We start from the raw sequence: 23,640 nt of genomic DNA, 5'->3' as shown, positions 1-23,640 counted from the left end.
TTGTCCGCGCTGTTTGACGCTATCTCGAAATCTCAAAGGTATCGAGCAAATAGTTTTTGAGCGCTTCAGAAGCTGGTTCGCTGAACCTGTCGGCCGCATGACGGCTGCGCCCATTTAAGTCGATATGACCATTTAATACCTCGCTGCCGAAAATACATGCACATCAAGTTCAAAGAGCAATTTCTCTAAGAATCAATAACTAAGAGACAAAATTGGCGATCTCACTCAGACTCTTGAGGTACGAACCTCAAAAATATCTAGACTTGAGGTGCGTACCTCAAATAGCCTTGGATGTATGCCGCGATTCGCACATCCTCGATTGACGGCGCAAAAAAGGGAGGAATGGATGACTTACACAAAACTGGCCTCGGCCAGCGCAATAGTCTTTGCCGCTACTACTCTTTCTACCAAGGCAAATGCTGAAGATCTGACACTCTGTTGGGCTGCATGGGACCCGGCCAACGCGCTAGTTGAGCTATCAAAAGAATTCGAAGCAGAATCCGGCCACTCGATGAACTTCGAATTTGTTCCCTGGCCAAATTTTGCGGACCGGATGCTGAATGAACTGAACTCTGGGGGTAAGCTCTGCGACCTGCTGATTGGTGACAGCCAATGGATCGGCGGTGGCGCCGAAAACGGCCACTATGTCCAGCTGAACGACTTCTTCGATGCTGAAGGCATCAGCATGGACGATTTCGCGCCGGCCACGGTCTACGCTTATTCGACTTGGCCTAAGGGTACACCAAATTACTACGCGCTGCCTGCGATGGGCGATGCGAATGGCTGGTTCTATCGCAAGGATTGGTTCGAAAACCCCGAAATTCAAGCTGCATACAAAGAGGCGACTGGTCAGGACCTACGTGAACCGAAGTCTCAGAAAGAGTTGTTGCAGATCGCGCAGTTCTTCCAGGGTCGTGAGATCGACGGCAAGACTGTCTATGGGGCAGCAATCTTTACCGAGCGCGGCTCGGAAGGGATCACCATGGGTGTGACCGGAGCGCTGTATCCATGGGGTTTCAAATACGAAAACACCCCGGGTTCATATGATATGGAAGGCGCCGTAAACTCACCGGAAGCGGTTGAGGCTCTGGAGTTCTATAAAGAATTCTACAAAACCGCGACGCCTCCTGGATATACCAACTCCTACATGGGTGAGAGCTTGGATGCATTTAAGTCCGGTCAGGTCGCTATGGCTATGAACTGGTTTGCGTTCTTCCCTGGTCTATATGCCGATCCCAATACCGGCGGCGACAAGATCGACTTCTTCGTGAACCCACCACAAAATCAGCCAGGCTCGACACTCGGCGGACAAGGTATTTCTGTCGTCAGCTACTCTGACAAACAGGACGCCGCACTTGAGTACATTAAGTGGTTTGCACAACCGGAAGTTCAGGCCAAATGGTGGGAGCTTGGCGGATACTCCGCACATAACTCGGTGCTGGAAGATCCTGGTTTCGTAGACAGCCAACCGTTTGCCGGTGACTTCCTGGAGGCAATGGGCGGTGTGCAGGATTTCTGGCAAGAGCCTGCTTACGCAGAGCTTCTGCTGGCAATGCAGAAACGCATTCACGACTATGTGGTTGCTGACCAAGGTACAGCTCAGGAAGCATTGGATCTTCTGATTGAAGATTGGACGGAAGTCTTCGAAGACGAAGGCAAGCTGTAGTCCGGACACAGGCCGGAGCGGGTGCACTCCCGCTCCACCTTCACCCGTGAGTCCTAAACCAACAAGAACTGGCAAAGAGATGTCTGACAGGACTGTAGATCGCGTTGCGCAGGCAACGCCCCGGCGAGTTGCGCGAAAAATCCGCGGGTTATCCGACCGCGCAATCGCTTGGATATTCATCTCCCCAACGATTTTTCTATTGCTGGCGATCAACATCTTTCCGTTGATTTGGACCATCCAACTGAGCTTTACCAACTACAAGGCCAACCGGATCGGGCGTGAAGTCAAAGATGTCGGGCTCAGGAATTACGAGCGTATCCTGACAGACTCGGACACCTGGCTGAACATGCAGGCGACGGCGCATTTCCTGTTCTGGACGATCTTTTTCCAGGTCCTTATCGGGTTCACGCTGGCGTGGCTGATCAACAAGAAATTCAAGGGCAACGATCTTTGGACTACGATTATCGTGTTGCCGATGATGCTGTCTCCGGCGGTTGTCGGAAACTTCTGGAAGTTCCTGTATCAGCCTCAAATCGGCCTGTTTAACTACATCGTGTCCTGGTTTACCGGCAAGGACCCATCGAGCTTCGAAATGCTGGGATCAGTGACGTTGGCCCCATGGGCAATTGTCATTGTCGACACCTGGATGTGGACGCCTTTCGTTATGTTGATCTGCCTGGCCGGTCTGCGCAGCATTCCCGATTACATCTACGAGGCGGCGGAGATCGACAGGGCCAGCAAGCTGCGGCAGTTCTTTACGATTACCATACCTATGGTGCTGCCGTTCCTGATGCTCGCGGTGCTGTTTCGAGGGATCGAGAACTTCAAGATGTTCGACCTCGTGGTTCAGCTAACCGGCGGAGGCCCCGGTTCTGTAACGGAACTCACCTCAATCAATCTCAAGCGGGAGGCGTTTGAGAAATGGCGTACGGGCTATGCGTCAGCCTATGCGATAATCCTTTTCGTCACCGTGTTCGGCCTTGCGTCGATCTACGTCAAAGCCCTGAACAAGGTGAAACAGAGATGAGCAGTTTTTCCGTCACCGAACCCTCGAACCGGTCCAAGTGGATCGCAGGTTTTCTGGTCATCACTTATGCGCTGATCACAATGATCCCACTGGTTTGGATCTTGCTGACGGGCTTCAAATCGCCCGCCGACGCGATTAGCTACCCGCCTAAAGTGGTCTTTGACCCCACGCTTGAAGGCTACGTCAATCTTTTCACCACGCGCACGCGGCAAACGCAGGAGTTTCTGGAAGCGAACCCACCGCAGAACTGGGCCGATGAGATCGTGCGCCAATATGACATGGTGATTGTGGGGCCATCCAAGTTCGGCGAGCGCTTTATGAATTCGGTGATTATCGGATTCGGCTCAACGTTTTTAAGTATCTTCCTTGGCACGCTGGCCGCCTATGCGTTCAGCAGGTTCAAGGTCCCACTCAAGGACGATCTTCTGTTCTTCATTCTTAGTACGAGGATGATGCCCCCGGTTGCCGTCGCCATCCCAATCTTCCTGATGTTCAGGAACCTTGGGTTGAGCGATACGCATCTTGGAATGATCCTTCTCTATACAGGGGTCAATATCTCCCTGGCGGTTTGGCTGCTGAAGGGTTTCATCGACGAAATCCCAAGAGAGTATGAAGAAGCGGCCCTCATAGATGGCTACACGAGGTTTCAGGCATTCTACAAAGTGGTGCTGCCGCAAGCTGCTACAGGCATTGCTTCAACAGCTATCTTTTGCCTGATCTTCGCCTGGAACGAGTACGCGTTTGCCGTGCTGCTGACATCCGCGAACGCACAAACTGCACCGCCGTTCATTCCAACCATCATCGGGATTGGTGGACTGGATTGGCCTGCAGTTGCCGCTGGCGCAACGATCTTCCTGATCCCCGTCATGATTTTCACCATCCTGATGCGCAAACATTTGCTGCGTGGGATCACATTCGGAGCCGTACGCAAATGAGCGATTTTCTAACCGGATTGATGCGGCTCCGCCGCGGCCCATGGGAGATGGTCGCAACCATCCTTATCGCACTGGGTGTCTTTATGCTGATGCAGCCCTTTGTCCTTTGGGCTTTCACTTACTCTTTCATAGTCACGCTGATCGGAACCGTCATGTTCATCATCGTCAGCCATTTCCCGGAGTAGAAATGGCCCAGATCGTAGTCAAAAACGTAAAGAAGATGTTCGGTGATTTCACGGCTGTCCGCGAAAGCTCGTTCACGATTGAGGATGGTGAATTTTTCATGCTGCTGGGCCCGTCCGGCTGCGGAAAGACGACGACGCTGCGGATGATCGCAGGGTTGGAGCTTCCAACGTCGGGCGAAATCTATCTAGACGGTGAAGAAATCAGCCAGCGGCCGCCATCAGAGCGGGACATTGCCTTCGTGTTCCAGATGTTCGCGCTGTATCCGCACATGAACGTGCGCAAGAATATCAGCTATCCGCTGATATCGCAGGGTATGCCCCGCGCCGCCGTAAATGCCAAAGTCGAGGAAGTCGCAGGAATTCTGGGGATCAAGGACATCCTCGATAGCTCGGTAGGTGGGTTGTCAGGCGGCGACAGGCAGCGCGTGGCGCTGGGTCGCGCGATTGTTCGGGAGCCCAAGGCGTTCATGATGGACGAACCCCTTGGTGCCTTGGATGCTGAGTTTCGGGAACACATGGCCGAAGAGTTACGTGCGCTTCATGATCGCATGGGGGCAACCACTGTGTACGTCACACATGATCAGCTGGAAGCCATGCAAATGGGCGACAAGATCGTGGTGATGAATAATGCTGTGATCGAGCAATTCGGCACACCTCAGGAAATCTACGACAAACCAGCTACGATGTTCGTTGCAGATTTTATCGGTTCTCCTTCGATGAACTTCCTGCCCTTTCAAGGAAAGGTCGCGCCAGGCTCGGAAATGGTGCGACTGAATGGCCATGACGAAGCCGTGCCGAAACTGATGGAAGGGGCGGAAGGTGACTTGGTTTTCGGTGTTCGCCCCGAGCATGTTTTTCTATCAGATACGAGTGCCTACCGGGCCAAGGTCCTGGCCGCAGAATATTTGGGAACCACCCAGATCGTGACGCTGCAAAGCCCGAACGGAGAGCTGAAAGCCCGCATTGATGCACGCGAAACCGTTAATCCCGGCGAGACGGTAGGATTGGAGTTCCGCTCACCCGCAGTAACCCTGTTTGAAGAGTCTACCGGACGCGCGTTGAGGTCCGCTCTGAACGACGAGGTACTAAGCAATGGCTGAAGTCGTTTTAGAGAGTATCTCGAAGTCATTCGGCAACGTAAAAGCGGTCGATGGTATCTCGATGACAATCCCGAACGGGGCTTTCGTAGTGTTGTTGGGTCCGACTGGTGCGGGAAAAACAACGACACTGAGATTGATTTCAGGGCTTGAGAAACTGGATTCAGGAACAGTGCGCATTGCCGGGCGTGACGTTGGAATAGACACTCCCGCTCAGCGCGATGTGGCGATGGTCTTCCAGCAATACTCGCTCTACCCGCATATGACGGTGCGTGAAAACCTGTCTTTCCCTCTGCGGTCGCCGATCCTGAAAACACCAGAGGATGAGATCACGAGGAAGGTAAACGAAGTCGCTGAGATCCTCCAGATCCCGCGCAAACTAGACAACAAAGCCACTGAATTGTCTGGCGGTGAAATGCAGCGCGTTTCAATTGGACGGGCGCTTGTGCGCGACCCCCAGATATTTCTGATGGACGAACCGCTCAGTTCTCTGGACGCCAAGCTACGGGCGGATTTGCGGGTAGAACTGAAGAGAATTCAGGCAGATCTGGGATCGACTTTGCTGTACGTGACCCATGATCAGGTCGAAGCCATGACAATGGCGACGCATATCGGGGTTTTGGAAAACGGACGGTTGGTGCAGTACGGAACACCCCGGGACATTTATGAAAACCCGGGCAGTGTTTACGTAGCCAGCCGGTTGGGTCTGCCGCGGATCAACATCTTGCCGTCCGAGTTGTTCGGAGGCGATCACAAAGGCCCGCAGATTGGCCTGCGCCCGGAAAACATCATTGAAGGCGAAGGCAGTGAAGCGCGTGTGATACGTGCTGAACATCTTGGGGATCAAACGCGGTTGCATCTGGACTTAAACGGTCACCCGGTTGTGACCTTGATTGATGTCCATCAGGACTATCCATCTGGAAAAATTATAAAAATCCGCCCACACAACCCATTGTATTTTGACGCGTCCGGCGCGCGAGTGAATTAAGGAGCAAAAGCATGGCCCAGTTCCTCAACACAAAAGAAACCCTGGTGACAGAGGCCATAGACGGCCTTCTGGCCTCCTCCGGAGGGCAACTTACTCGGTTGGACGGCTACCCGCATATCAAGGTTGTTTACCGGTCGGATTGGGACAAGTCGAAAGTCGCCCTGGTTTCTGGCGGAGGGTCTGGCCATGAACCCGCCCATGCAGGTTTTGTTGGCGCTGGTATGCTGACAGCAGCGGTATGTGGGGAAGTGTTTGCTTCCCCATCGGTAGAGGCGGTATTGGCGGGCATTCTTGCGGTTACGGGTGAGGCTGGGTGCCTGCTTATTGTCAAAAATTACACCGGTGATCGATTGAACTTTGGACTGGCGGCTGAACGCGCCCGAGCGTTGGGCCGCAAAGTAGAGATGGTCGTTGTTGATGATGACATCGCCCTGCCCGACCTTCCGCAACCACGTGGCGTGGCAGGTACGTTGTTCGTGCACAAAATAGGCGGAGCGCTTGCTGAAAGTGGTGCTGATCTGGACACCGTCACCGCCGCAGCAAGATGCACCATAGCCAAGGTCGTCAGCATCGGTATGAGCCTGGACACCTGTACCGTTCCGGGGTCTCCGAAAGAAGACCGGATCGCACCCGGCAAAGCGGAGCTCGGCTTGGGTATTCATGGCGAGCCCGGTGTACAGCAAGTCGAATTCTCAAATGCTGTATCGGCCATGTCCACAGTTGTGGAGAAGCTGAAACAACGGGTGGGGTCCGGGGATTGTGTGGCGTTGGTCAATAACCTGGGTTCTACAACGCCGCTGGAAATGGCTGTCCTCACGCATGCGTTGTCCGAAACTGGTATTGCCCATCACATCATAGGCCCTGCCCCAATGATGACATCGCTGGATATGCACGGGTTTTCTGTTTCCATTCTGCCGGTAGATCAAGACGATTTATCGGCGCTTAAAGCTCCTGTTGACCTGGCGGCTTGGCCCGGCGTCAATTCCATCGACCCGATTACAATAGCGCCTTTGCCTGATGGCCTGACCCCTATCGATCCAATTCCTTCGAACAATCCCGCAACAAGGGAAACGATCCTTCGGCTGTCCGACCTCCTCATCAACGCAGAGAAGAACCTGAACGAGCTGGACGCGAAATCCGGAGATGGCGATACAGGAAGCACACTCGCCACTGCCGCAAGAGCATTGCAAGGTAGCCTTGACCGCATGCCGCTTGCTGATCTGACGCAACTGTTTCCGGCATTAGGTAATGAGTTAAGCCAGACAATGGGTGGTTCTTCTGGCGTGATACTCGCAATTTTCTTCAACGCAGCTGGCGATGCCTGTGCGAGCGGGGCTTCGGTATCGAAGTCTTTGGTCGAAGGACTGAATCGCGTCAGCCAGGTTGGGGGTGCCAAGGTCGGTGACAGGACAATGATTGACGCCCTGGCACCAGCACTTGCCGCACTACCATCTGGTCTGACGCAAGCCGCCGAAGCTGCCCGCGAAGGCGCGAACAACACCGCAAATATTCGTCGTGCGAAGGCGGGCCGCGCGGCCTATGTTCCCGAAGAAAACCTAGTTGGACATAACGATCCCGGCGCTGAAGCTGTTGCTTTGTTGTTTGAAGGCTTGGCACGGGAGATTGAGGGCTGAAGAACACGTGGAAGATCAAAAACAAAAACTAGAATTGGTGAAAAAGCCAACCGTTAATGACATCGCTCGCGTGGCGGGTGTCAGCCTGGCGACCGTTGATCGGGTCTTGAACAGACGCCCCGGCGTGCGAGCAGTGACTGTACAGAAAGTACAGAAGGCGATTGATGAGCTGGGGTATGTGCGCGACACCGCCGCAGCCAACCTGGCGCGAAACCGCGTCTACAATTTCCTCTTTATTTTACCAGACACGGACAACGAGTTTGTGGAGGCAATAAGCAGTCAGATCGCTGAACAAACACGTGACCAATTTATCCAACGGACGCGCATTGCAGTAAAGAACGTCGCTCCGTTCGAGCCGCAAGATATCGTCAACATTCTAGATGCTGTCGACAGTTTGGACGTTGACGGAGTCGCCGTTTTCGGGCCCGAAACGCCTTCTGTCCGCGACGCTGTAAAAAGGCTCAGGGACAAAGGCGTTCCGGTTGTTGCCTTGGTGTCTGACTTGCCAAGTTCTGAGCGAGACCACTTTGTCGGAATTGATAACGTTTCGGCAGGACGAACCGCCGCTCACCTGATGGGACGATTTGTCCATCGCGAAGGCAAGGTCTTGGTTCTTACAGGATCCCGTTTGGCGCGTGACCACCTGGAGCGTCGTCAAGGCTTTGACCTTGTTGTGGCTGAGGAATTTCCGAACCTGGAAGTCGTAGCGTCTGTCGAGGGCCGGGATGACCCGGATCTGATTTACAGGATGATGCCCGAAATCTTTGAAACCTATCCGGATCTGGTCGGAATATACTCGTCAGCAGCGGGCAATGCGGGCCTGATTCAATTTCTTTCAGAGAACAAACTCAGCAAAGATCTGGTGATCATAGCTCATGAGCTTACTCCGCTCAGTCGTGAGGCGCTTAGGCTTGGCACATTTGACGCCTTAATCTCGCAAGATACCGGGCACATTGTTCGTTCTGCTGTCCGTCTATTGCGCGCAACTTCGGACAAGGTTCCGTTCAACAAAGCACAGGAACGTATCCGTATCGACATCTATCTGAAGGAAAATTTACCGCCATAGAGGCTCAGGTTTTGGGGAGGAAATTTTATGAAAACAATCAAAGGTCCAGCTTTGTTTCTTGCGCAATTCGCGGGGGACGAAGCGCCGTTCAGTTCGTGGGACGCGATCACTAAATGGGCGGCTGACTGTGGATACAAAGGCGTTCAGGTACCCAGTTGGGATGGCCGGTTGTTCGACCTGGAACAAGCCGCATCCAGCGCCAGTTATTGCGATGAATTCAAAGGCAAAGCCAAGGAAAATGGCGTCGAAGTCACTGAACTTTCAACCCACCTTCAGGGCCAACTTGTGGCCGTTCATCCGGCCTATGACAGTGCGTTTGATGGTTTTGCAGCCGAAAGCGTCAGAGGAAACCCGAAAGCCCGGCAAGAATGGGCGGTAGACCAAGTTAAAAAAGCGCTATCTGCTTCGAAAAACTTGGGTATTACAGCGCATGCGACATTCTCAGGCGCATTGGCATGGCCCTATGTCTATCCTTGGCCGCAGCGCCCTGCTGGCTTGATCGAAACGGCATTCGAGGAGCTTGCTCGTCGTTGGGTGCCAATACTGGATCACGCCGAGGAATGCGGCGTTGACGTCTGTTACGAAATTCACCCAGGCGAGGACCTCCACGACGGCGTAACGTACGAGATGTTTCTTGAACGGACAGGCAATCACCCACGCGCTTGCATGTTGTACGACCCGTCGCACTACGTGCTGCAATGCCTCGACTATCTGGACAATATCGACATCTACAAAGATCGGATTCGGATGTTCCATGTCAAAGATGCCGAGTTTAACCCGACCGGCCGACAGGGTGTTTATTCCGGGTATCAAAGCTGGGTCGATCGTGCCGGGCGCTTCCGGTCGCTTGGTGATGGCCAGGTGGATTTCGGGGCGGTCTTTTCAAAAATGGCAGCAAATGACTTTGATGGTTGGGCAGTTGTCGAATGGGAATGCTGCCTCAAACACCCCGAGGATGGAGCGCGTGAAGGCGCTCAGTTTGTGTCAGATCACATTATTCGTGTGACTGAGAAAGCCTTTGATGATTTCGCTGATGGTGGCGCAGACGAAGCAGCCAATCGTAAAATGCTGGGGATTGAATGATGGTCACAGGACGCAATGAAGAAGCCTCAGGCCGCATTCGACTTGGCATGGTTGGCGGCGGGAACGACGCCTTCATAGGTGGCGTTCATCGAATAGCGGCGCGACTGGACGACAAGTTTGAATTGGTTGCCGGTGCTTTGTCTTCGACGCCAAAGAAATCTCTTGAAAGTGGTCAGGCGTTGGGGCTGGAACGGGTCTATGAAGACTTCAAACAAATGGCGATAAGGGAAGCCCGGCTGAAATCCGGGATCGAGGCGGTCTCAATCGTCACGCCAAATCACGTCCACTATGCAGCCGCGCGTGAATTCCTGAAGCGCGGTATTCATGTAATTTGTGACAAGCCACTCACCTCGACTCTTGCCGATGCAAAAAAGCTAGTCAATGCAGCAGAAAGCGCGAATGCCCTATTCATTTTGACCCACAATTACACGGGCTATCCGATGGTTCGGCAGGCGCGTGAAATGGTCGCTAACGGAGATATCGGCAAGATCCGCGTGGTTCAGGTTGAATACCCCCAGGACTGGCTGACCGAGCAGCAGGATTTCAAACAGGCTGAGTGGCGAACCGATCCCGAACGCTCGGGCGCGGGTGGATCAACCGGTGACATCGGGACTCATGCTTACAACCTCGCTTGCTTTGTGACCGGGTTGAAGGCGGAAAGCCTTGCCGCGGATTTGCAGGCCTTTGTGCCGGGGCGCAAAGTCGATGACAACGCGCATGTCTTGCTACGCTTTGAAGGCGGAGCGCGGGGTATGTTGTGGTCTTCTCAGGTGGCTCCCGGAAATGAAAACGCACTTCGGTTGCGGGTCTACGGCGAAAAAGGTGGGCTGGAGTGGGCCCAAGAAGATCCCAATTACCTTTGGTTCACGCCATACAACGAACCCAAACGTTTGATCACCCGAAATGGAGCTGGAGCTGGTGACGCAGCCAATCGGTTGAGTAGAGTTCCTCCGGGACACCCCGAGGGATATCTTGAGGGGTTCGCGAATATCTATGGAGAGGCCGCAGAGGCAATCCATGCCTTCCGAAATGGGATTTCACCTGACGTGTCAGTTGTTTATCCAACGGTTCATGACGGACTCAATGGAGTAAAATTTGTGGCCGCATGCGTGCAAAGCTCTTCAAGGAATGCGGCTTGGGTCAACTTAACTTAAAATCTGGTTGTGGGCATAAGGCAGAAATCTTGGAAGGCAGCACGGGTATCTGCCAAAAACCGAAGCGCACCCAACATATAGATGAACACTCCGGAACGACAAACCACGAACGTCTCTGAACGGCAGCTATGTGCCCAATTGCTTTTTGCAGTTTGGCAGAATTGTACAATCGCAAATGGCGGCGGGCCTTCTTCCCCTCACTTTCCCTTCGTGGGCTAGCGGGATTTAGACAAGTCAAATACCCCTGGCCGTCAGGGTGAGGGCGCGGCCCTACCCCTCGGGCAACCCTTTTAGACAAGGCCGTACCCTCGGCTGCGCCTGCGGCCCGCACCCCCCTGACGAATAGCGTTGCCTCGCCCCCTCCCGCGTTCGCCACGTGGCAGATTAGCAAGAACAGGCAGCTTCGCTGTCTGACCTGTAATACAGCCCTGATTTTCCAAAGAGGGAGTCAGAGCAAACGAAACTGTCTGCGGGAGTCTGAGATGGGGGAAATGAGTCAGTTTATGACGCAGACGTCAAATTCAACTGATGTCCAACTTTGGGCGCCTTCTAATGTCGAACGTTCCCTGCTTTTCTGGTCCAACTATGACGCTTGGGTCAGATTCGTGTGACGTTCAACATTCACCAAATGGCGGACCGAGGAGGATTCGAACCCCCGACCCCTTGATTCGTAGTCAAGTACTCTATCCAGCTGAGCTATCGGTCCGCGTTGGTGAGGCGCTATGTAGACCCACCTCAGGGGACGTGCAAGCCGATTCTTCAAAAAAAATCTAAAAAGTCACGTCGCCCCGTGGCAGCCTGATTTCAAAGGTGGTTCCCTCGGGTCCGGTCTCGCTCAGAACCAGTTCTCCGCCGTGACCACGCACAAGTTCCTGCGAGATGGCAAGACCAAGGCCCGACCCACCTTTGCGCACCCCGCCCTGAAACGGAGTAAACAGGTTTTCACGTGCCTTAGGCGGCAGACCCGGACCGTTATCCTTGATTTCGACGCACCAGTCATTGCCGTGCTCGCAACCCGCGATCGTGATCCGGCCCGGTTTGCCCGACGCAACCAACGCCTGACGTGCGTTTCGTACCAGGTTCATTATGACGCGAAAAATCTGTTCAGGATCCGCGCGGGCCACGAGATCGCTAGGCACTTCGTTAACAATCTCAACACAGGCATCAGCAATGGCAAGTTTCTCGCTGGCCACGACGTCTTCTGCCACGTCGTGCAAGGGCACCATGGTCAGTGTCGGTGCGGGCTCTTCCGCCCGGCCAAAGGCCAGCGTGCTTTCACACAGGGATACGGCCCGCGTGATCGAATTCACCAGCTTTGGTGCCATGCGCCGCACCAGCGGGTCATCGCTAGCCTCAATCCGGTCTGTGAACAGCTGCGCCGAGGTCAGGATGTTGCGCAGGTCATGGCTGACCTTGGCCACAGCACCACCCAGCTGCGCCAGACGTTCACGCTGTTTCAGGGCTTGAGTCAGTTCGGTCTGCAACTGCTGCAGCGCCTCTTCGGCTTCGCGCAGCTCGGTCACCTTGGAATTGGGCGAGATTATCCCGCGGGCATCTTCAGGGGCACCTGCGTAGCGCTGCATATACCCCACGACACCTTTGATCGGCTTCACCAGAACAACGCGCACGGCGAGGAACAGGAAAAACGCAGTGATGATCGAGATGACAAAGGACAGGCCCAGAATACGCAGGCCATAGTCCGTCATCGCCATTCGTAGCGGCTTGCTGTCTGTCGTGACCTCGATCAGCAGCCCAGCCTCTTTAACCGGCTCACCAATCACGCGAATGACCTCGTTTTCCGGGTTAAATAGGCGCGACATGGCATCCCGGATCAAAACCCACGGGCTGGCGTCGCGCAGATCATAAGTATTGGCGATCTGTTCCGGAATGGGCGAGGACAGCATCAACTGCCGAATTTCATCGCGCCGCAGCACAACGTTATAAACGCCTGCATTGACCAGCAACTCGGCCTCAAGGTCTTCGGCCAGCATGTCATCGGCCAACAAGGCCAGCGAGGCGATCTGCGCGCGTTCCAGCCGGTTCAGCAGGAAATCTTCGCGAAACCGCGCAATCGAGGGGACAAAGATCAACACCTCGGCCAACATGACGAAGACCGTCGTCAGGATCAGAAATCGGCCCGACAGCGAGTTCACTTTGCGCTCCTTTTCCGGTCAGGGGATCCAGCGTTGGACGAACCCGACCACTCGTTTAACCATTTGATTCTCAAAAAGCCTTGGCGTGAAATAGGCACCCGCCACCCGTTTGTTAAGCTCTCCGATCGTCGGATAGGGCGAAACCATCGCGGCGATCTGCCCCATCTTCAGATTATTGGCCAGCGCCAGCGACCACAAGTTGATCAGTTCGCCTGCCTGATGACCCACGATTGTAGCGCCCACCGGACGACCTTTTACGACCATGACCTTAATGAAGCCTTTCGTCTTGCGCTCGGTAATGGCGCGGTCGTTGTGGTGATAGTCAAAGCGCGCGATCTCGAACCCGTCGCCATGCTTGTCGCGGGCCTGCGCCTCGGTCAGACCGACCTGCGCCAGTTCAGGGTCCGTATAGGTGGCCCAGGGAATATGCGCCGTTTTCGCCTTAGACGGCAGCCCGAACAAGGCCGAGCGGATGATGATCCCGGCATGGTAGCCCGCCACATGCGTGAATTGCAGCCCGCCCGCCACATCGCCGATGGCATAGACCTTGCGGTTCGAGGTGCGCAGCGAGGCGTCCACCTTGATGCCCGTACGGGTCGGCTCGATCCCTGCGGCTTCCAGATTCAGACGATCTGTATTGGCCTTGCGTCCAGCAGCCACCAGCAAGTGCGAGCCGGTGTAGATGTCTCCATTCTCGGTCACGACATCGACCAACCCGTTATTGTCACGAATCTGGGCAACCATCGCCCGTTCGTGGATCGCCACGCCTTCGGCGCGCAGGGTGTCCAATACGACCTCTGCCGCTTCGGGGTCATCCTTGCCCAGCGCTTTCATGCCCTCGATCACCGTAACCTCACAGCCAAGGCGGATATGGGCCTGCGCCATTTCCAGGCCGATAGGACCGCCACCGATGATCAGCAGATGCTCGGGCTTGTCGCGCAGCTCAAAGATGGTTTCGTTGGTGTAATACGGCACTTGGTCCAAGCCAGGGATCGGCGGCACCAATGGGGACGACCCGGTAGCAATCACCACCCGCCGCGCCGTGATCAGGTGATCGCCCGCCTGCACCTGTGTCGGCGAAACAAAGCTGCCGAATTCGCGGATCACTTTGACCCCGAAACCTTCGAACCGTTCCTGACTGTCCATCGGTTCAATCTGAGAGATCACATCGTGGACATGATCCTTGGCGGCGGCATAATCCACTTGCGGCACCACGTCCGCCACACCCATAGAGGCGGCATGGGCCTGCCCGTAAGCCGTCTTGCCACTGGCAATCAGCGCTTTGGACGGGACACAGCCAAAGTTGAGGCAGTCGCCTCCCATCTTATGGCCTTCCAGCAGGATCACATCTGCGCCCATCTGGCTGGCCCCGGCCGCAACGGACAAACCGCCCGACCCGGCCCCGATCACCAGGATATCGGTCTTCAGTTCTTGCATGAGTTCAGGCGTCCTTTTTGCCGCGCAGGGCTTTGATAACTATCGGCAACGCGGCCAGCACGCACAAGCCCAGGATGGGGCCGATGATGAAGGGTTCCCACAGCAGCGACACGTCCGGCGTCTCGCCCCGGTCGAACACGCCACCCAACCCGACACCGATCCAGGTGTAGACGATGCCGCCCGGAATGATGCCCAGAGCCGTGGTGATCAGGAAGTTACGAAACTTCACCCCAACCAGTGCCGGCACCAGATTGGCAACAAAGAACGGCACGACCGGTACAAGGCGTAGCAGGAACAGCACCGAGATTTCGTTCTCGCGCAGGCCATCCTTTAGTTTTTTCACGGTGCCTTCCGAAGCCTCCAGCCGCGCAGTCAGGGACTCGCCCAAACCCCAACGTGCGGCCAGAAAGATTGCTGATGCGCCGATGGTGGCTGCAAAGACGTTGAAGACGGTTCCTGCGAAAAGACCAAACAGAAACCCCCCGGTCATGGACGCCACAGCTGCGCCGGGCAGCGAAAAGGCAACAATGACGATGTAGATGGCCACAAAAGCGGCCGCCATGGACCAGTAATTCGCATCCCGCCATGCCAGCAGGGCTTCGCGGTTGTCGCGCAACGTCTCGAACGTCAAATAATCGCCCAACGTAAAGAACCCCACCGCTGCCACGGCGAGAATCACCAGCAAAGGTACGTGACGCGCAAGGCCTCTGCGCGGGGTTTGGGTCGTTTCGCTCATCAAGCTGTCCGGTTTGGTGCGTTTCATTCTGCCCCCAACATGCGACGCCGATGACCCATACAACAGGGACCTCACGCGGCGTTGATGTAAACAGCAGTGAATGTGAGGGATCGGGGGCGTAAAATCGCTATTTTGAAACCTTTTGCGTGACGCGGCACCAGAATTGTTGCAAAAGGCGTCAAAACCCCCACCTAGGGGTTTGACTTACCCCCCGCTACCCAGTAGAGGACGGGCTTCGAACACTAGGGCCAGGCGAATCCGCGCCGCACCCCACCGCATAGATTGGAGACGGAGCGATGAAACGCACCTATCAGCCTTCGAACCTGGTTCGCAAACGCCGCCACGGTTTCCGCGCGCGCATGGCCACCAAGGCCGGCCGTAAGATCCTGAATGCACGCCGTGCACGCGGTCGCAAATCGCTGAGCGCGTAAACCGCTCACCGATCAGGTTATGAACATGATGCCGCCGGAGGCCCCTGAGGATGGTAAGAACCACCCCGGGGACATGCCCCCGGCGGCATCCGTTTGCGTGCCTGAAACTCTGACCGTCCTCAAGAAACGATCCGATTTCCTGAAAGCCGCACGCGCGCGCAGGCAGGGCACCTCATCCATGATGGTGCAGGCGCGCAAACGTGCTGCGGATGAAGTCCCGGGAATTCGCGTCGGGTTCACCTGTTCTAAAAAGGTTGGCAATGCCGTGGCCCGCAATCGTGCCAAGCGGCGATTGCGCGAGGCTGCGCGCGCGGTGCTGCCCATTCAGGGGCAGGACGGTTGGGACTACGTACTGATCGGTCGCGCCGAAGTCACCGCCGCGCGCCCGTTCGAGGCTCTGCTGGATGATCTGCGCTATGCGTTACGCAAAGTGCACACGGCGCGAAAATGACCCTACTGTCTCATATCATCGCCCTGCCCGTTCGGGCCTATCGGTTGATTTTCAGCCCCTGGGTTGGTTTCAACTGCCGCTATCAACCCACATGCTCGGCCTACGCGCTGGAAGCGTTGGAAAAACACGGTGCCATCAAGGGCGCGTTGCTGACCGCCCGACGGATCGGGCGCTGTCATCCCTGGGGCGGTGATGGGTATGACCCGGTTCCAGAGCAAAATCCAAAAGACTAGAGCAGACGTTAATCAAAGAATAACGATCTCAACTCGGCCTTAAAGCTAGATTGCCTTGCGTCGTGTGCGTGCGGGTCGGGATTTCCTCGCGGTCTAACTTGCCAGAAATGGTGTGGAACACGTCTTCAAGAAACACCGGGTCATCGAAATAAAACGTGTGTCCGGAATTGATACCACCATCAAAACCGCCTTGTTTAAAGCGCGCCGCGCAATACACATTGGCGGCCTTGCTATGCAGCGGCCTGTTCATACCATTCCGCCCAACCCTTGGCGCCACCCCGATCCGTTTGACTGCAGATATCGATAGTACATCATCCATTGTATTGTAGTAATTCGTCAGTCGTACGCAGTGACGATAGAGCGATGAAGACTTGGAGTTATCCGGATCAAGCGATTTGACGGACAGATCTCCAGCCACCAGCATAACCTGGCTTACTGACCAGCTTTTGCTGGCAATCCGGGCTCGGTCATCGGCATCGTCAAATGCCTCGCGCACCACATAGCTGCCCATCGAATGTGCCAGAATGTGCAAGTCGATCCGACACTCTGGTCGCTGCATCTCCGAAAACATCGCGACGCCGTCCCTCACCAGGCGAAAGGCCGATTGCTTGGCGTCCATCCGGTCCTCCAGATAATTCAAGGCCGAATCCGCGCTGGGCCAGTCAAAGCTGACAACAACGCCATTGAAGCCGTGGTCTTTTAGTCCTGCTTTGATTTTTCGGTGCCGCACAAGAACCTCCGCCTGAGAGTTATTGAACCCATGCACGTAGAACACGATGTCGCCCTCGGTATAGGGGTTCGTCGTCCCGCCCTGAGCGGCCAAAATGACCTTGTCGCGCCACTCTCGCTTTGTGATCTTGTGCGACAGCTTCATATCATCCGCGCTATCCGGAATCTCCAGAAAATGACTGGCTGCAGGCTCGCTAGAAAAACCGTTTCCGCTTTTGCCGCGGGCAACAAAGGCATAGTCCATAATAATCTCCTCGATAAATGACGCCGTTTTATCACAGGTCAGCTATGCCCCAAAATTTACAATCCGGATCATCGCGCTTGCCCGCCTGCCATATCGGCTGTAACCACGGCGCATGTTTGACGAAGCTGACGATATCCACCCGCTTTTTGCCGGCGCGCCCTCGACCACCGAGTTCAAGAAGCTGCGTAAACGCATCGTGCGCCAAACCCGTGAGGCCATCGAGCACTATGGGATGGTGGACCCGTCCGCTCATGACAAGGACGGCAAACCGCCCCGTTGGCTGATCTGCCTATCGGGTGGCAAGGACAGCTACACCCTGCTTGCCGTTCTGCATGAATTGAAATGGCGCGGGTTGCTGCCGGTCGACCTGCTGGCCTGCAATCTGGATCAGGGACAGCCCGGCTTTCCGGCAACCGTCCTGCCTGAGTTTCTGGAGCGCATGGGCGTGCCCCACCGCATCGAATATCAGGACACCTATTCCGTCGTCATGGACAAGGTTCCGCAGGGTCGTACCTATTGCGCTTTGTGTTCGCGCCTGCGCCGGGGTAACCTGTATCGCATCGCACGCGAGGAAGGATGCTCGGCCGTAGTGCTGGGCCATCACCGCGACGATATCCTAGAAACATTCTTCATGAACCTGTTCCACGGCGGACGCCTGGCCACCATGCCGCCTAAACTGGTGAACGAAGAAGGCGATCTGTTCGTATTCCGGCCTCTGGCCCATGTGGCCGAGGCCGATTGCGAGAAATTTGCCACTTCGATGAACTATCCCATTATTCCCTGCGATCTGTGCGGCAGCCAGGACGGGCTGCAGCGCCAGCAGGTGAAACAGATTCTGGATCAATGGGAAAAGAACAGTCCAGGTCGACGGCAGGTTATGTTCCGGGCACTGACCAACGCTCGACCATCGCACCTGCTGGACCCGAAACTGTTCGATTTCGCGAACCTTGCGCTAAATCCTGGCAAAAAAGACGAAAATTCAGGGGAAATTCCACAGTTGCGTTAACGTCTGACTCAGATTGGTTTTCTACGGTTGCCCAATACGTGCTTTGCCCAACGTAGAGGCCCAGAAACCCGATGTGGAAACATATCAAACTCGAACGCGTTCTCGATGCCATTACTTCTGTTCTTAGCGGCCCTGCCGCACTGGCCTTTGTGCCCGCCATTAGCTTGGCATCGTTCTGGATGGGCGGTGAGCGGGCTCTGGTGGTCGTCGCCCTTGCTCTGCCTCTTGTCTTTATAGCTGCGTCCACACTTGACGCCCGCACTAACAGGCAACTTCAGCGGCGTAATCCCCCCGGCGGCATGATGACCGTTGATGGCTTTTACTGTGAACTGGAAAGTATCTTCAAAACAGCCACGTCCGATGGCTCAGATTCGGCCTGCCTCCTCATTGCACTGGATGACTACGCAGATTTCCTCGATCTGCACGGCAATGCAGCGACAAATCACATGACCGACCAATTCGGCAGCCGTATTCTTTCCATTATCCGAACGCAGGATATCGCGACCAGGCTGGAGCCCAACAAGATCGCAATCGTCCTGCATCCGTCGCATCAACTGGATCTTGAAGCCTGTATTCAGATGGCCGGGCGCATTCAGGCCGTTGTCGAAGAACCCTTTTCGTTGAACGGTGCTGGTGTCTACGTTTCCTGTTCGATCGGATTCAGCCAACTGGCCAGTGTGTCAAGTGACCGTTACGAGGGCTGGATCGACGCCGCAGCCGCCGCACTGGGAGAGGCGCAACGCAATGGGCCTTCGACAATCCGCGCCTTTTCTAGCGAAACACAGCGTCGTTCCCGAATTCGGGCTAATCTGCGTAAGGATTTTGAGACGGCGCTGGACAATGGTGAAATTCGCCCCTGGTTCCAGCCTCAGATTTCCACCGATACTGGACGTGTCACAGGGTTCGAAGCGCTGGCCCGCTGGGAACATCCCCAGAAAGGCGTGCTAAGCCCGCAAGTGTTTTTGCCCTTTGCCGAACAGGCCGAACTGATGGAGAAATTCGGCCAAACGATGCGGCATCACGCTTTTGCGGCCATGCGTGACTGGGATCGCGCCGGTGTCATGGTCCCCCGAATTGGCGTAAATTTCTCAACCGATGAGTTGCGTGATCCAGCCCTGATCGACCGCCTGAAATGGGAATTGGACCAGAATGATCTGACACCGGGCAGACTGGCGGTGGAAGTTCTGGAAACCGTGTTCTCTCGTCGTCCCGACGATGTGATTACCCGAAACGTGACCAGCATGGCAAAGCTGGGGTGCTGCATTGATCTGGACGATTTTGGCACCGGGCATGCGTCGATTGGGTCGATTAAGCGGTTTGATGTCACCCGGATCAAAATCGATCGCTCTTTTGTCGCCAAGGCGGATCGCGACGCCAGTCAGCAGCAACTGGTCAGCGCCATCCTGACGATGGCCGAGCAACTGAATGTCGAAACATTGGCCGAAGGGGTTGAGACCCAAGGCGAACATGCTCTGATGGCGCAGTTGGGTTGCAACCATGTTCAGGGCTTCGGGATCGGCAAGCCGATGCCTTTTGAAAAGACGCTGGACTGGATCACCGCGCATCAGAACAAGGTCGCCGGAATGCCGAAAATCAGGCGCAAGACGGGACTGTGATCGCTGATTTACGCCACAGAAACGCGCTCCGTGACGAAATGACGGGCGAATCCGCTTGACCTTTGGGCCTGCACTCTGTTGAACCCACCGGGTGTGTTTCACTGCTTAAGGTGGCTGTCCCCGATGGACGATCAGAACAAGAATCTCATCCTTGCAACCGCGCTCAGCTTTGTCGTGATCCTTGTTTGGTTCGTGCTGTTCCCTCCGCCCGAACAGGCAACCACGCCAGACACGGTTGAAATTTCCGCCACTGAGGGCAATGAGGTTCAGACGCCCAGCGCCGCAGGCACTGTTGGTGAAGCGACAGTCGCAGCCGAAGAAGCCCTGCCCGAAGAGCAGGCTCCACGGGTTGAGATCGACACTCCCCGCCTGAAAGGCAGCCTGTCGCTGTCGGGCGGTCGGATTGATGAGCTGTTCCTGAAAGACTACAAGGTCTCGATCGAAGAAGGCGCCCCGATCGTTGAGCTACTGGCTCCGGTTGGGTCTGACTCTGCGTATTATGCGCTGTATGGATGGGCGCCAGGGACCGGAGTGGCAGGTGCGGACGTGCCGGGGCCGAACACTCACTGGACAGTTGAGGCCGGTGAGACGCTGGGAGTTGACACGCCGATCACTCTGAAATGGGAAAACGACAAAGGGCTGACCTTCCGCCGCATGATCTCGGTGGACGAGAATTACATGTTCACGGTCACCCAGTCGGTTGAAAACAACTCGCAGGCCGAAGTTGGCATGGCGCCTTATGGTATCCTGGCCCGCCACGGCATTGGCGAGGATGGCGATCTGCCCGGTCTGAAGAACTTTTTCATCCTGCACGAAGGCGTGATCGGTATGGCCGATGGCACGCTAGCCGAGATCGATTATGGCGATGTCCGCGATTTTGACATTGACCCCAACGAACGCGCTCAGGCCGAAGTGTTTCAGGTGAAAGAAGATGGCTGGATCGGCTTCACTGACCACTATTGGATGACCACGCTGATCCCTGAACCGGGAACTCCGTTCAAGGCCGCCGCAAAATACGACGAACGCCGCAAGATTTATCAGACCGAAACGGTGCTTCCGACCCTGACCATCGCCCCCGGCGCAACCGAAGAGGTCACCACCCAGCTGTTCGCGGGTGCTAAGGAATGGGAAGCCATCCGCGAATATCAGTCGGAAGGCGTGCAGAAATTTATCGACAGCATCGACTGGGGATGGTTCTTCTTCCTGACCAAGCCGATTTTCTGGCTGCTGCACAACATCAATGCGCTGATCGGTAACATGGGTTGGTCGATCATCGGTCTGACCCTGATCATCAAAGCGATCCTGTTCCCGCTGGCCTTCAAATCTTATGTCTCGATGGCAAAGATGAAAGAGCTTCAGCCGCAGATGGAAGCCCTGAAAGAGGCCGCAGGTGATGACCGTCAGAAGATGCAGCAGGGTATGATGGAGCTGTACAAGAAGGAAAAGGTCAACCCCGCTGCGGGCTGTCTGCCGATCTTGATGCAGATCCCGATCTTCTTCTCGCTGTATAAGGTGATCTTCGTCACCATCGAACTGCGTCAGGCCCCATGGTTTGGCCCGTTCCAAGACCTCAGTGCGCCAGATCCGACCTCGATTTTCAACTTCTTTGGCTTGTTGCCTTGGGCGGCCCCGGCACCCGAAAGCTTTATGGCGTTGATCTTCATCGGCATCCTGCCGCTCTTGTTGGGGATCTCGATGTGGCTGCAGCAAAAGCTGAACCCAGCACCAACCGACCCGACGCAGGCGATGATCTTTGCCTGGATGCCGTGGGTGTTCATGTTCATGCTTGGCGGTTTTGCCAGCGGGCTGGTGGTTTACTGGATCGCGAACAACACGATCACGTTCACTCAGCAGTACCTGATCATGCGCAGCCAGGGTTATAAGCCGGACGTGTTCGGCAACATCAAATCCGGGTTCAAACGCACCCCGAAAACGGACGGTAAATGACAGCCTTAGTGACCCAGCTTTGGCGGCATCCGATCAAAAGCCATGGTCGCGAAGCCGTCCAGACCGTAACACTGACCCCCGGGCAGACCATGCCCGGGGATCGCGTTTGGGCGGTCGCGCATGAGGCGTCCAAGGCGGACGGCTCGAAGTGGGTCCCTTGTGCCAATTTCAGCCGCGGTGCAAAGGCGCCACAGCTGATGGCCATCTCGGCGCAATCAAGCGGCGACATTCTGACATTGTCCCACCCGGATCGACCGGATTTGACCTTTGTCCCAAACGAGGATCAACAAGCGTTTCTGGACTGGGTAAAACCCCTGATGCCCGCAGACCGGGCTGCCTCGGCGCGGATCATCCAGGTTCCGGGGCGGGGTATGACCGACAGTAACTTCCCCTCGATTAGCCTGTGTAACCTGGCCTCGCACCGTGCGGTTGGTCAAAAGCTGAGGCAGGACCTGTCGATCCACCGTTGGCGCGGTAACGTTTGGCTGGATGGCCTGCCCCTGTGGGAAGAGTTTGAATGGCTGGGCCGTGAGGTTCAGATTGGCGAGGCCGTATTCCGCGTTCGCGAACGGATCACGCGCTGCCTGGCGACGACGGCCAACCCGGAAACCGGAGTACGCGACGCGGATACGTTGGGCACGCTCGAAACCTGGGGTCATCAGGATTTCGGCGTCGCTGCCGAAGTTATCAAGGGCGGCGCAATTTCGGTCGGCGATAAGGTAGAATTGCTATGAGCACCCTCCCCTTCCCTCTGGTCGAAGATCCCGATGAATTCGCGCTGGAACGCGGTCGCAAACTGTTTGCGGGCGAATCCGAGTTCGTCAAAGGCGTGGTTGCCATGAATGGCCTGCCCGCCCCCGACCGGCTTGAGGTCTGCTTTGCTGGCCGTTCAAATGTGGGAAAATCCAGCTTGATCAATGCGCTGACCGGCACAAAGGGGCTGGCGCGCGCATCGAACACTCCGGGTCGCACGCAAGAGATTAACTTTTTCACCCAAGGCCCAGAACTGTATCTGGTCGACCTGCCCGGCTATGGCTACGCCAACGCACCGGTGAAGGTGGTCGAAAAGTGGCAACGGTTGTTGAAGCAATATTTGAGCGGTCGCCAGACCCTGCGCCGCGCCTTTGTCCTGATCGACTCGCGTCATGGGATAAAACCGGTGGATGCCGAGATCATGAAGCTGCTGGACACGAGTGCTGTGACCTTTCAATGCGTCATGACCAAGGCAGACAAGGTTAAGGCCAAGGACCGCGAAAAGGTGCTGGATCAGGTGCGCGCTGCCTTGTCGAAACATCCGGCAGCCTTTCCTGAAATCGTGTTGACCTCGTCCGAAAAAGGCGACGGAATTCCGACCCTGCGGTCAATCATCGCGCATCTCGAATAAGCCTGCCGATCCGTCTATTTGCTCTACTGACCACACTGGCGCTGCTGGTGCCGTGCACCAGCAACGGCATGGTCGAACAATGGGTTGATCTGGATCCCGGTGATCCCATGCATGACGACACTGACGAGCGTCCCTTGTCCCCCTGTCGGACGATATCCGCGCCAGCATGAATTGCGGACACCAGAACGACAACCTATGGGCGTTAGAGCAGACGTCGGTGCCTGCGGAATTGCCGTTGTGGAAAGGGGCTGTCGTGATCGGCCTTTTTACCGCGATGGCATTCCCTTTGGTCGGTCTGACTTTGCTGGCTGTGCTGATCTTTGACCTGCTGCTGGTCAGCAACACCCCGGCAATGAAAAGGGCCATGAACTGACCGATCCGAGCCGCGTCGCGCCGATGCAGCCCGATCAGACCCTATGTTTCCGCTATCCGGTCTTG

Annotated in this window: 23 protein-coding genes and 1 tRNA gene; 19 read left to right on the top strand and 5 right to left on the bottom strand. The window is 55.8% G+C overall.

From position 1 onward, the window contains the following. Window positions 1–346: 346 nt before the first annotated feature. The 10 genes from ACR0DT_RS16855 to ACR0DT_RS16810 all read left to right on the top strand — a co-directional run bounded on the left by ACR0DT_RS16855 (window position 347) and on the right by ACR0DT_RS16810 (window position 10,835). Window positions 347–1,666, top strand: a complete 1,320-nt coding sequence (locus ACR0DT_RS16855; protein WP_480711868.1) for an ABC transporter substrate-binding protein — start codon at window positions 347–349, stop codon at window positions 1,664–1,666. Between the two features lie 79 nt (window positions 1,667–1,745). Then, window positions 1,746–2,693 (top strand): carbohydrate ABC transporter permease, encoded by a 948-nt coding sequence (locus tag ACR0DT_RS16850; RefSeq protein WP_480711867.1) that lies wholly within the window; start codon window positions 1,746–1,748, stop codon window positions 2,691–2,693. Continuing rightward, window positions 2,690–3,628 (top strand): carbohydrate ABC transporter permease, encoded by a 939-nt coding sequence (locus ACR0DT_RS16845; RefSeq protein WP_010442361.1) that lies wholly within the window; start codon window positions 2,690–2,692, stop codon window positions 3,626–3,628. The genes ACR0DT_RS16850 and ACR0DT_RS16845 overlap by 4 nt, the downstream gene beginning before the upstream one ends. Further along, entirely contained in the window at window positions 3,625–3,813 is a 189-nt protein-coding gene (locus ACR0DT_RS16840; protein ID WP_010442360.1) for a hypothetical protein, read from the top strand. The genes ACR0DT_RS16845 and ACR0DT_RS16840 overlap by 4 nt, the downstream gene beginning before the upstream one ends. 2 nt (window positions 3,814–3,815) lie before the next feature. Continuing rightward, window positions 3,816–4,913 carry an ABC transporter ATP-binding protein gene (locus ACR0DT_RS16835; RefSeq protein ID WP_480711866.1) on the top strand — a complete coding sequence of 366 codons (1,098 nt, stop codon included), beginning with the start codon at window positions 3,816–3,818 and terminating at the stop codon, window positions 4,911–4,913. After that, complete coding sequence (locus ACR0DT_RS16830) at window positions 4,906–5,898, top strand: ABC transporter ATP-binding protein (protein ID WP_480711865.1); 993 nt, start codon at window positions 4,906–4,908, stop codon at window positions 5,896–5,898. Before ACR0DT_RS16835 ends, ACR0DT_RS16830 begins: the two co-directional genes overlap by 8 nt. An 11-nt stretch (window positions 5,899–5,909) precedes the next feature. Beyond that, window positions 5,910–7,532, top strand: a complete 1,623-nt coding sequence (locus tag ACR0DT_RS16825; RefSeq protein ID WP_480711864.1) for a dihydroxyacetone kinase subunit DhaK — start codon at window positions 5,910–5,912, stop codon at window positions 7,530–7,532. Window positions 7,533–7,539: 7 nt separating this feature from the next. Then, entirely contained in the window at window positions 7,540–8,598 is a 1,059-nt protein-coding gene (locus ACR0DT_RS16820) for a LacI family DNA-binding transcriptional regulator (protein WP_480711863.1), read from the top strand. Between the two features lie 27 nt (window positions 8,599–8,625). Beyond that, window positions 8,626–9,681: a sugar phosphate isomerase/epimerase family protein gene (locus ACR0DT_RS16815; RefSeq protein ID WP_480711862.1), complete on the top strand. Its 1,056-nt coding sequence runs from the start codon at window positions 8,626–8,628 to the stop codon at window positions 9,679–9,681. After that, window positions 9,681–10,835 carry a Gfo/Idh/MocA family protein gene (locus ACR0DT_RS16810; protein WP_480712008.1) on the top strand — a complete coding sequence of 385 codons (1,155 nt, stop codon included), beginning with the start codon at window positions 9,681–9,683 and terminating at the stop codon, window positions 10,833–10,835. The genes ACR0DT_RS16815 and ACR0DT_RS16810 overlap by 1 nt, the downstream gene beginning before the upstream one ends. Window positions 10,836–11,464: 629 nt before the next feature. Here ACR0DT_RS16810 and ACR0DT_RS16805 read toward each other — a convergent pair. From ACR0DT_RS16805 to ACR0DT_RS16790, 4 genes are all read right to left on the bottom strand, one after another. Further along, window positions 11,465–11,541 (bottom strand) — tRNA-Arg (locus ACR0DT_RS16805). Between the two features lie 64 nt (window positions 11,542–11,605). After that, entirely contained in the window at window positions 11,606–12,988 is a 1,383-nt protein-coding gene (locus ACR0DT_RS16800; protein ID WP_480711861.1) for a sensor histidine kinase, read from the bottom strand. Window positions 12,989–13,006: 18 nt separating this feature from the next. Continuing rightward, window positions 13,007–14,425: a dihydrolipoyl dehydrogenase family protein gene (locus ACR0DT_RS16795; protein ID WP_480711860.1), complete on the bottom strand. Its 1,419-nt coding sequence runs from the start codon at window positions 14,423–14,425 to the stop codon at window positions 13,007–13,009. A 4-nt stretch (window positions 14,426–14,429) separates the two neighbouring features. Then, on the bottom strand, window positions 14,430–15,161 hold the full coding sequence (locus tag ACR0DT_RS16790) for a TVP38/TMEM64 family protein (protein WP_480712007.1): 732 nt from the start codon (window positions 15,159–15,161) through the stop codon (window positions 14,430–14,432). A 296-nt stretch (window positions 15,162–15,457) separates the two neighbouring features. Here ACR0DT_RS16790 and rpmH point away from each other — a divergent pair, with 296 nt between their 5' ends. Genes rpmH through yidD form a run of 3 tightly spaced genes read left to right on the top strand, consistent with a single transcriptional unit; the run spans window position 15,458 to window position 16,276 of the window. After that, window positions 15,458–15,592 (top strand): 50S ribosomal protein L34, encoded by a 135-nt coding sequence (gene rpmH, locus ACR0DT_RS16785; protein WP_005980833.1) that lies wholly within the window; start codon window positions 15,458–15,460, stop codon window positions 15,590–15,592. 25 nt (window positions 15,593–15,617) lie between these two features. Continuing rightward, on the top strand, window positions 15,618–16,043 hold the full coding sequence (rnpA, locus tag ACR0DT_RS16780) for a ribonuclease P protein component (protein WP_480711859.1): 426 nt from the start codon (window positions 15,618–15,620) through the stop codon (window positions 16,041–16,043). Continuing rightward, on the top strand, window positions 16,040–16,276 hold the full coding sequence (gene yidD / locus ACR0DT_RS16775) for a membrane protein insertion efficiency factor YidD (RefSeq protein ID WP_480711858.1): 237 nt from the start codon (window positions 16,040–16,042) through the stop codon (window positions 16,274–16,276). Before rnpA ends, yidD begins: the two co-directional genes overlap by 4 nt. Window positions 16,277–16,304: 28 nt before the next feature. On the opposite strand, the gene ACR0DT_RS16770 is transcribed toward yidD, so the two are convergent. Continuing rightward, window positions 16,305–17,249: an alpha/beta hydrolase gene (locus tag ACR0DT_RS16770; RefSeq protein WP_480711857.1), complete on the bottom strand. Its 945-nt coding sequence runs from the start codon at window positions 17,247–17,249 to the stop codon at window positions 16,305–16,307. Window positions 17,250–17,361: 112 nt separating this feature from the next. On the opposite strand from ACR0DT_RS16770, the gene ttcA reads away from it, so the two are divergent. The 6 genes from ttcA (at window position 17,362) to ACR0DT_RS16740 (ending at window position 23,575) form a co-directional block, all read left to right on the top strand. Then, a complete protein-coding gene (gene ttcA / locus ACR0DT_RS16765) occupies window positions 17,362–18,255 on the top strand; it encodes a tRNA 2-thiocytidine(32) synthetase TtcA (protein WP_480711856.1) in 894 nt (297 codons plus the stop codon). Window positions 18,256–18,326: 71 nt separating this feature from the next. Then, the gene (locus ACR0DT_RS16760) at window positions 18,327–19,871 is read left to right on the top strand and encodes a putative bifunctional diguanylate cyclase/phosphodiesterase (protein ID WP_480711855.1); all 1,545 of its coding nucleotides are present in this window, start codon (window positions 18,327–18,329) and stop codon (window positions 19,869–19,871) included. A gap of 123 nt (window positions 19,872–19,994) precedes the next feature. Continuing rightward, a complete protein-coding gene (gene yidC / locus ACR0DT_RS16755; protein ID WP_480711854.1) occupies window positions 19,995–21,818 on the top strand; it encodes a membrane protein insertase YidC in 1,824 nt (607 codons plus the stop codon). Continuing rightward, on the top strand, window positions 21,815–22,552 hold the full coding sequence (locus ACR0DT_RS16750; protein ID WP_480711853.1) for an MOSC domain-containing protein: 738 nt from the start codon (window positions 21,815–21,817) through the stop codon (window positions 22,550–22,552). The genes yidC and ACR0DT_RS16750 overlap by 4 nt, the downstream gene beginning before the upstream one ends. Next, on the top strand, window positions 22,549–23,202 hold the full coding sequence (yihA, locus tag ACR0DT_RS16745) for a ribosome biogenesis GTP-binding protein YihA/YsxC (RefSeq protein WP_480711852.1): 654 nt from the start codon (window positions 22,549–22,551) through the stop codon (window positions 23,200–23,202). The genes ACR0DT_RS16750 and yihA overlap by 4 nt, the downstream gene beginning before the upstream one ends. Before the next feature lie 166 nt (window positions 23,203–23,368). Then, a complete protein-coding gene (locus tag ACR0DT_RS16740) occupies window positions 23,369–23,575 on the top strand; it encodes a hypothetical protein (RefSeq protein ID WP_480711851.1) in 207 nt (68 codons plus the stop codon). Window positions 23,576–23,640: the final 65 nt, after the last annotated feature.

The organism is Ruegeria sp. BI11 (genome assembly GCF_056538005.1).
This window is presented reverse-complemented; position numbering and strand designations above follow the sequence as displayed.

What these genes read in the sequence shown, in the direction of transcription:
- ACR0DT_RS16855 (WP_480711868.1), top strand. Translation starts at nt 347, where the DNA reads ATGACTTACACAAAACTGGCCTCGGCCAGCGCAATAGTCTTTGCCGCT.
- ACR0DT_RS16850 (WP_480711867.1), top strand. Translation starts at nt 1,746, where the DNA reads ATGTCTGACAGGACTGTAGATCGCGTTGCGCAGGCAACGCCCCGGCGA.
- ACR0DT_RS16845 (WP_010442361.1), top strand. Translation starts at nt 2,690, where the DNA reads ATGAGCAGTTTTTCCGTCACCGAACCCTCGAACCGGTCCAAGTGGATC.
- ACR0DT_RS16840 (WP_010442360.1), top strand. Translation starts at nt 3,625, where the DNA reads ATGAGCGATTTTCTAACCGGATTGATGCGGCTCCGCCGCGGCCCATGG.
- ACR0DT_RS16835 (WP_480711866.1), top strand. Translation starts at nt 3,816, where the DNA reads ATGGCCCAGATCGTAGTCAAAAACGTAAAGAAGATGTTCGGTGATTTC.
- ACR0DT_RS16830 (WP_480711865.1), top strand. Translation starts at nt 4,906, where the DNA reads ATGGCTGAAGTCGTTTTAGAGAGTATCTCGAAGTCATTCGGCAACGTA.
- ACR0DT_RS16825 (WP_480711864.1), top strand. Translation starts at nt 5,910, where the DNA reads ATGGCCCAGTTCCTCAACACAAAAGAAACCCTGGTGACAGAGGCCATA.
- ACR0DT_RS16815 (WP_480711862.1), top strand. Translation starts at nt 8,626, where the DNA reads ATGAAAACAATCAAAGGTCCAGCTTTGTTTCTTGCGCAATTCGCGGGG.
- ACR0DT_RS16810 (WP_480712008.1), top strand. Translation starts at nt 9,681, where the DNA reads ATGGTCACAGGACGCAATGAAGAAGCCTCAGGCCGCATTCGACTTGGC.
- ACR0DT_RS16795 (WP_480711860.1), bottom strand. Translation starts at nt 14,425, where the DNA reads ATGCAAGAACTGAAGACCGATATCCTGGTGATCGGGGCCGGGTCGGGC.
- ACR0DT_RS16790 (WP_480712007.1), bottom strand. Translation starts at nt 15,161, where the DNA reads ATGAGCGAAACGACCCAAACCCCGCGCAGAGGCCTTGCGCGTCACGTA.
- rpmH (WP_005980833.1), top strand. Translation starts at nt 15,458, where the DNA reads ATGAAACGCACCTATCAGCCTTCGAACCTGGTTCGCAAACGCCGCCAC.
- rnpA (WP_480711859.1), top strand. Translation starts at nt 15,618, where the DNA reads ATGATGCCGCCGGAGGCCCCTGAGGATGGTAAGAACCACCCCGGGGAC.
- yidD (WP_480711858.1), top strand. Translation starts at nt 16,040, where the DNA reads ATGACCCTACTGTCTCATATCATCGCCCTGCCCGTTCGGGCCTATCGG.
- ACR0DT_RS16770 (WP_480711857.1), bottom strand. Translation starts at nt 17,249, where the DNA reads ATGGACTATGCCTTTGTTGCCCGCGGCAAAAGCGGAAACGGTTTTTCT.
- ttcA (WP_480711856.1), top strand. Translation starts at nt 17,362, where the DNA reads ATGTTTGACGAAGCTGACGATATCCACCCGCTTTTTGCCGGCGCGCCC.
- ACR0DT_RS16760 (WP_480711855.1), top strand. Translation starts at nt 18,327, where the DNA reads ATGTGGAAACATATCAAACTCGAACGCGTTCTCGATGCCATTACTTCT.
- yidC (WP_480711854.1), top strand. Translation starts at nt 19,995, where the DNA reads ATGGACGATCAGAACAAGAATCTCATCCTTGCAACCGCGCTCAGCTTT.
- ACR0DT_RS16750 (WP_480711853.1), top strand. Translation starts at nt 21,815, where the DNA reads ATGACAGCCTTAGTGACCCAGCTTTGGCGGCATCCGATCAAAAGCCAT.
- yihA (WP_480711852.1), top strand. Translation starts at nt 22,549, where the DNA reads ATGAGCACCCTCCCCTTCCCTCTGGTCGAAGATCCCGATGAATTCGCG.
- ACR0DT_RS16740 (WP_480711851.1), top strand. Translation starts at nt 23,369, where the DNA reads ATGAATTGCGGACACCAGAACGACAACCTATGGGCGTTAGAGCAGACG.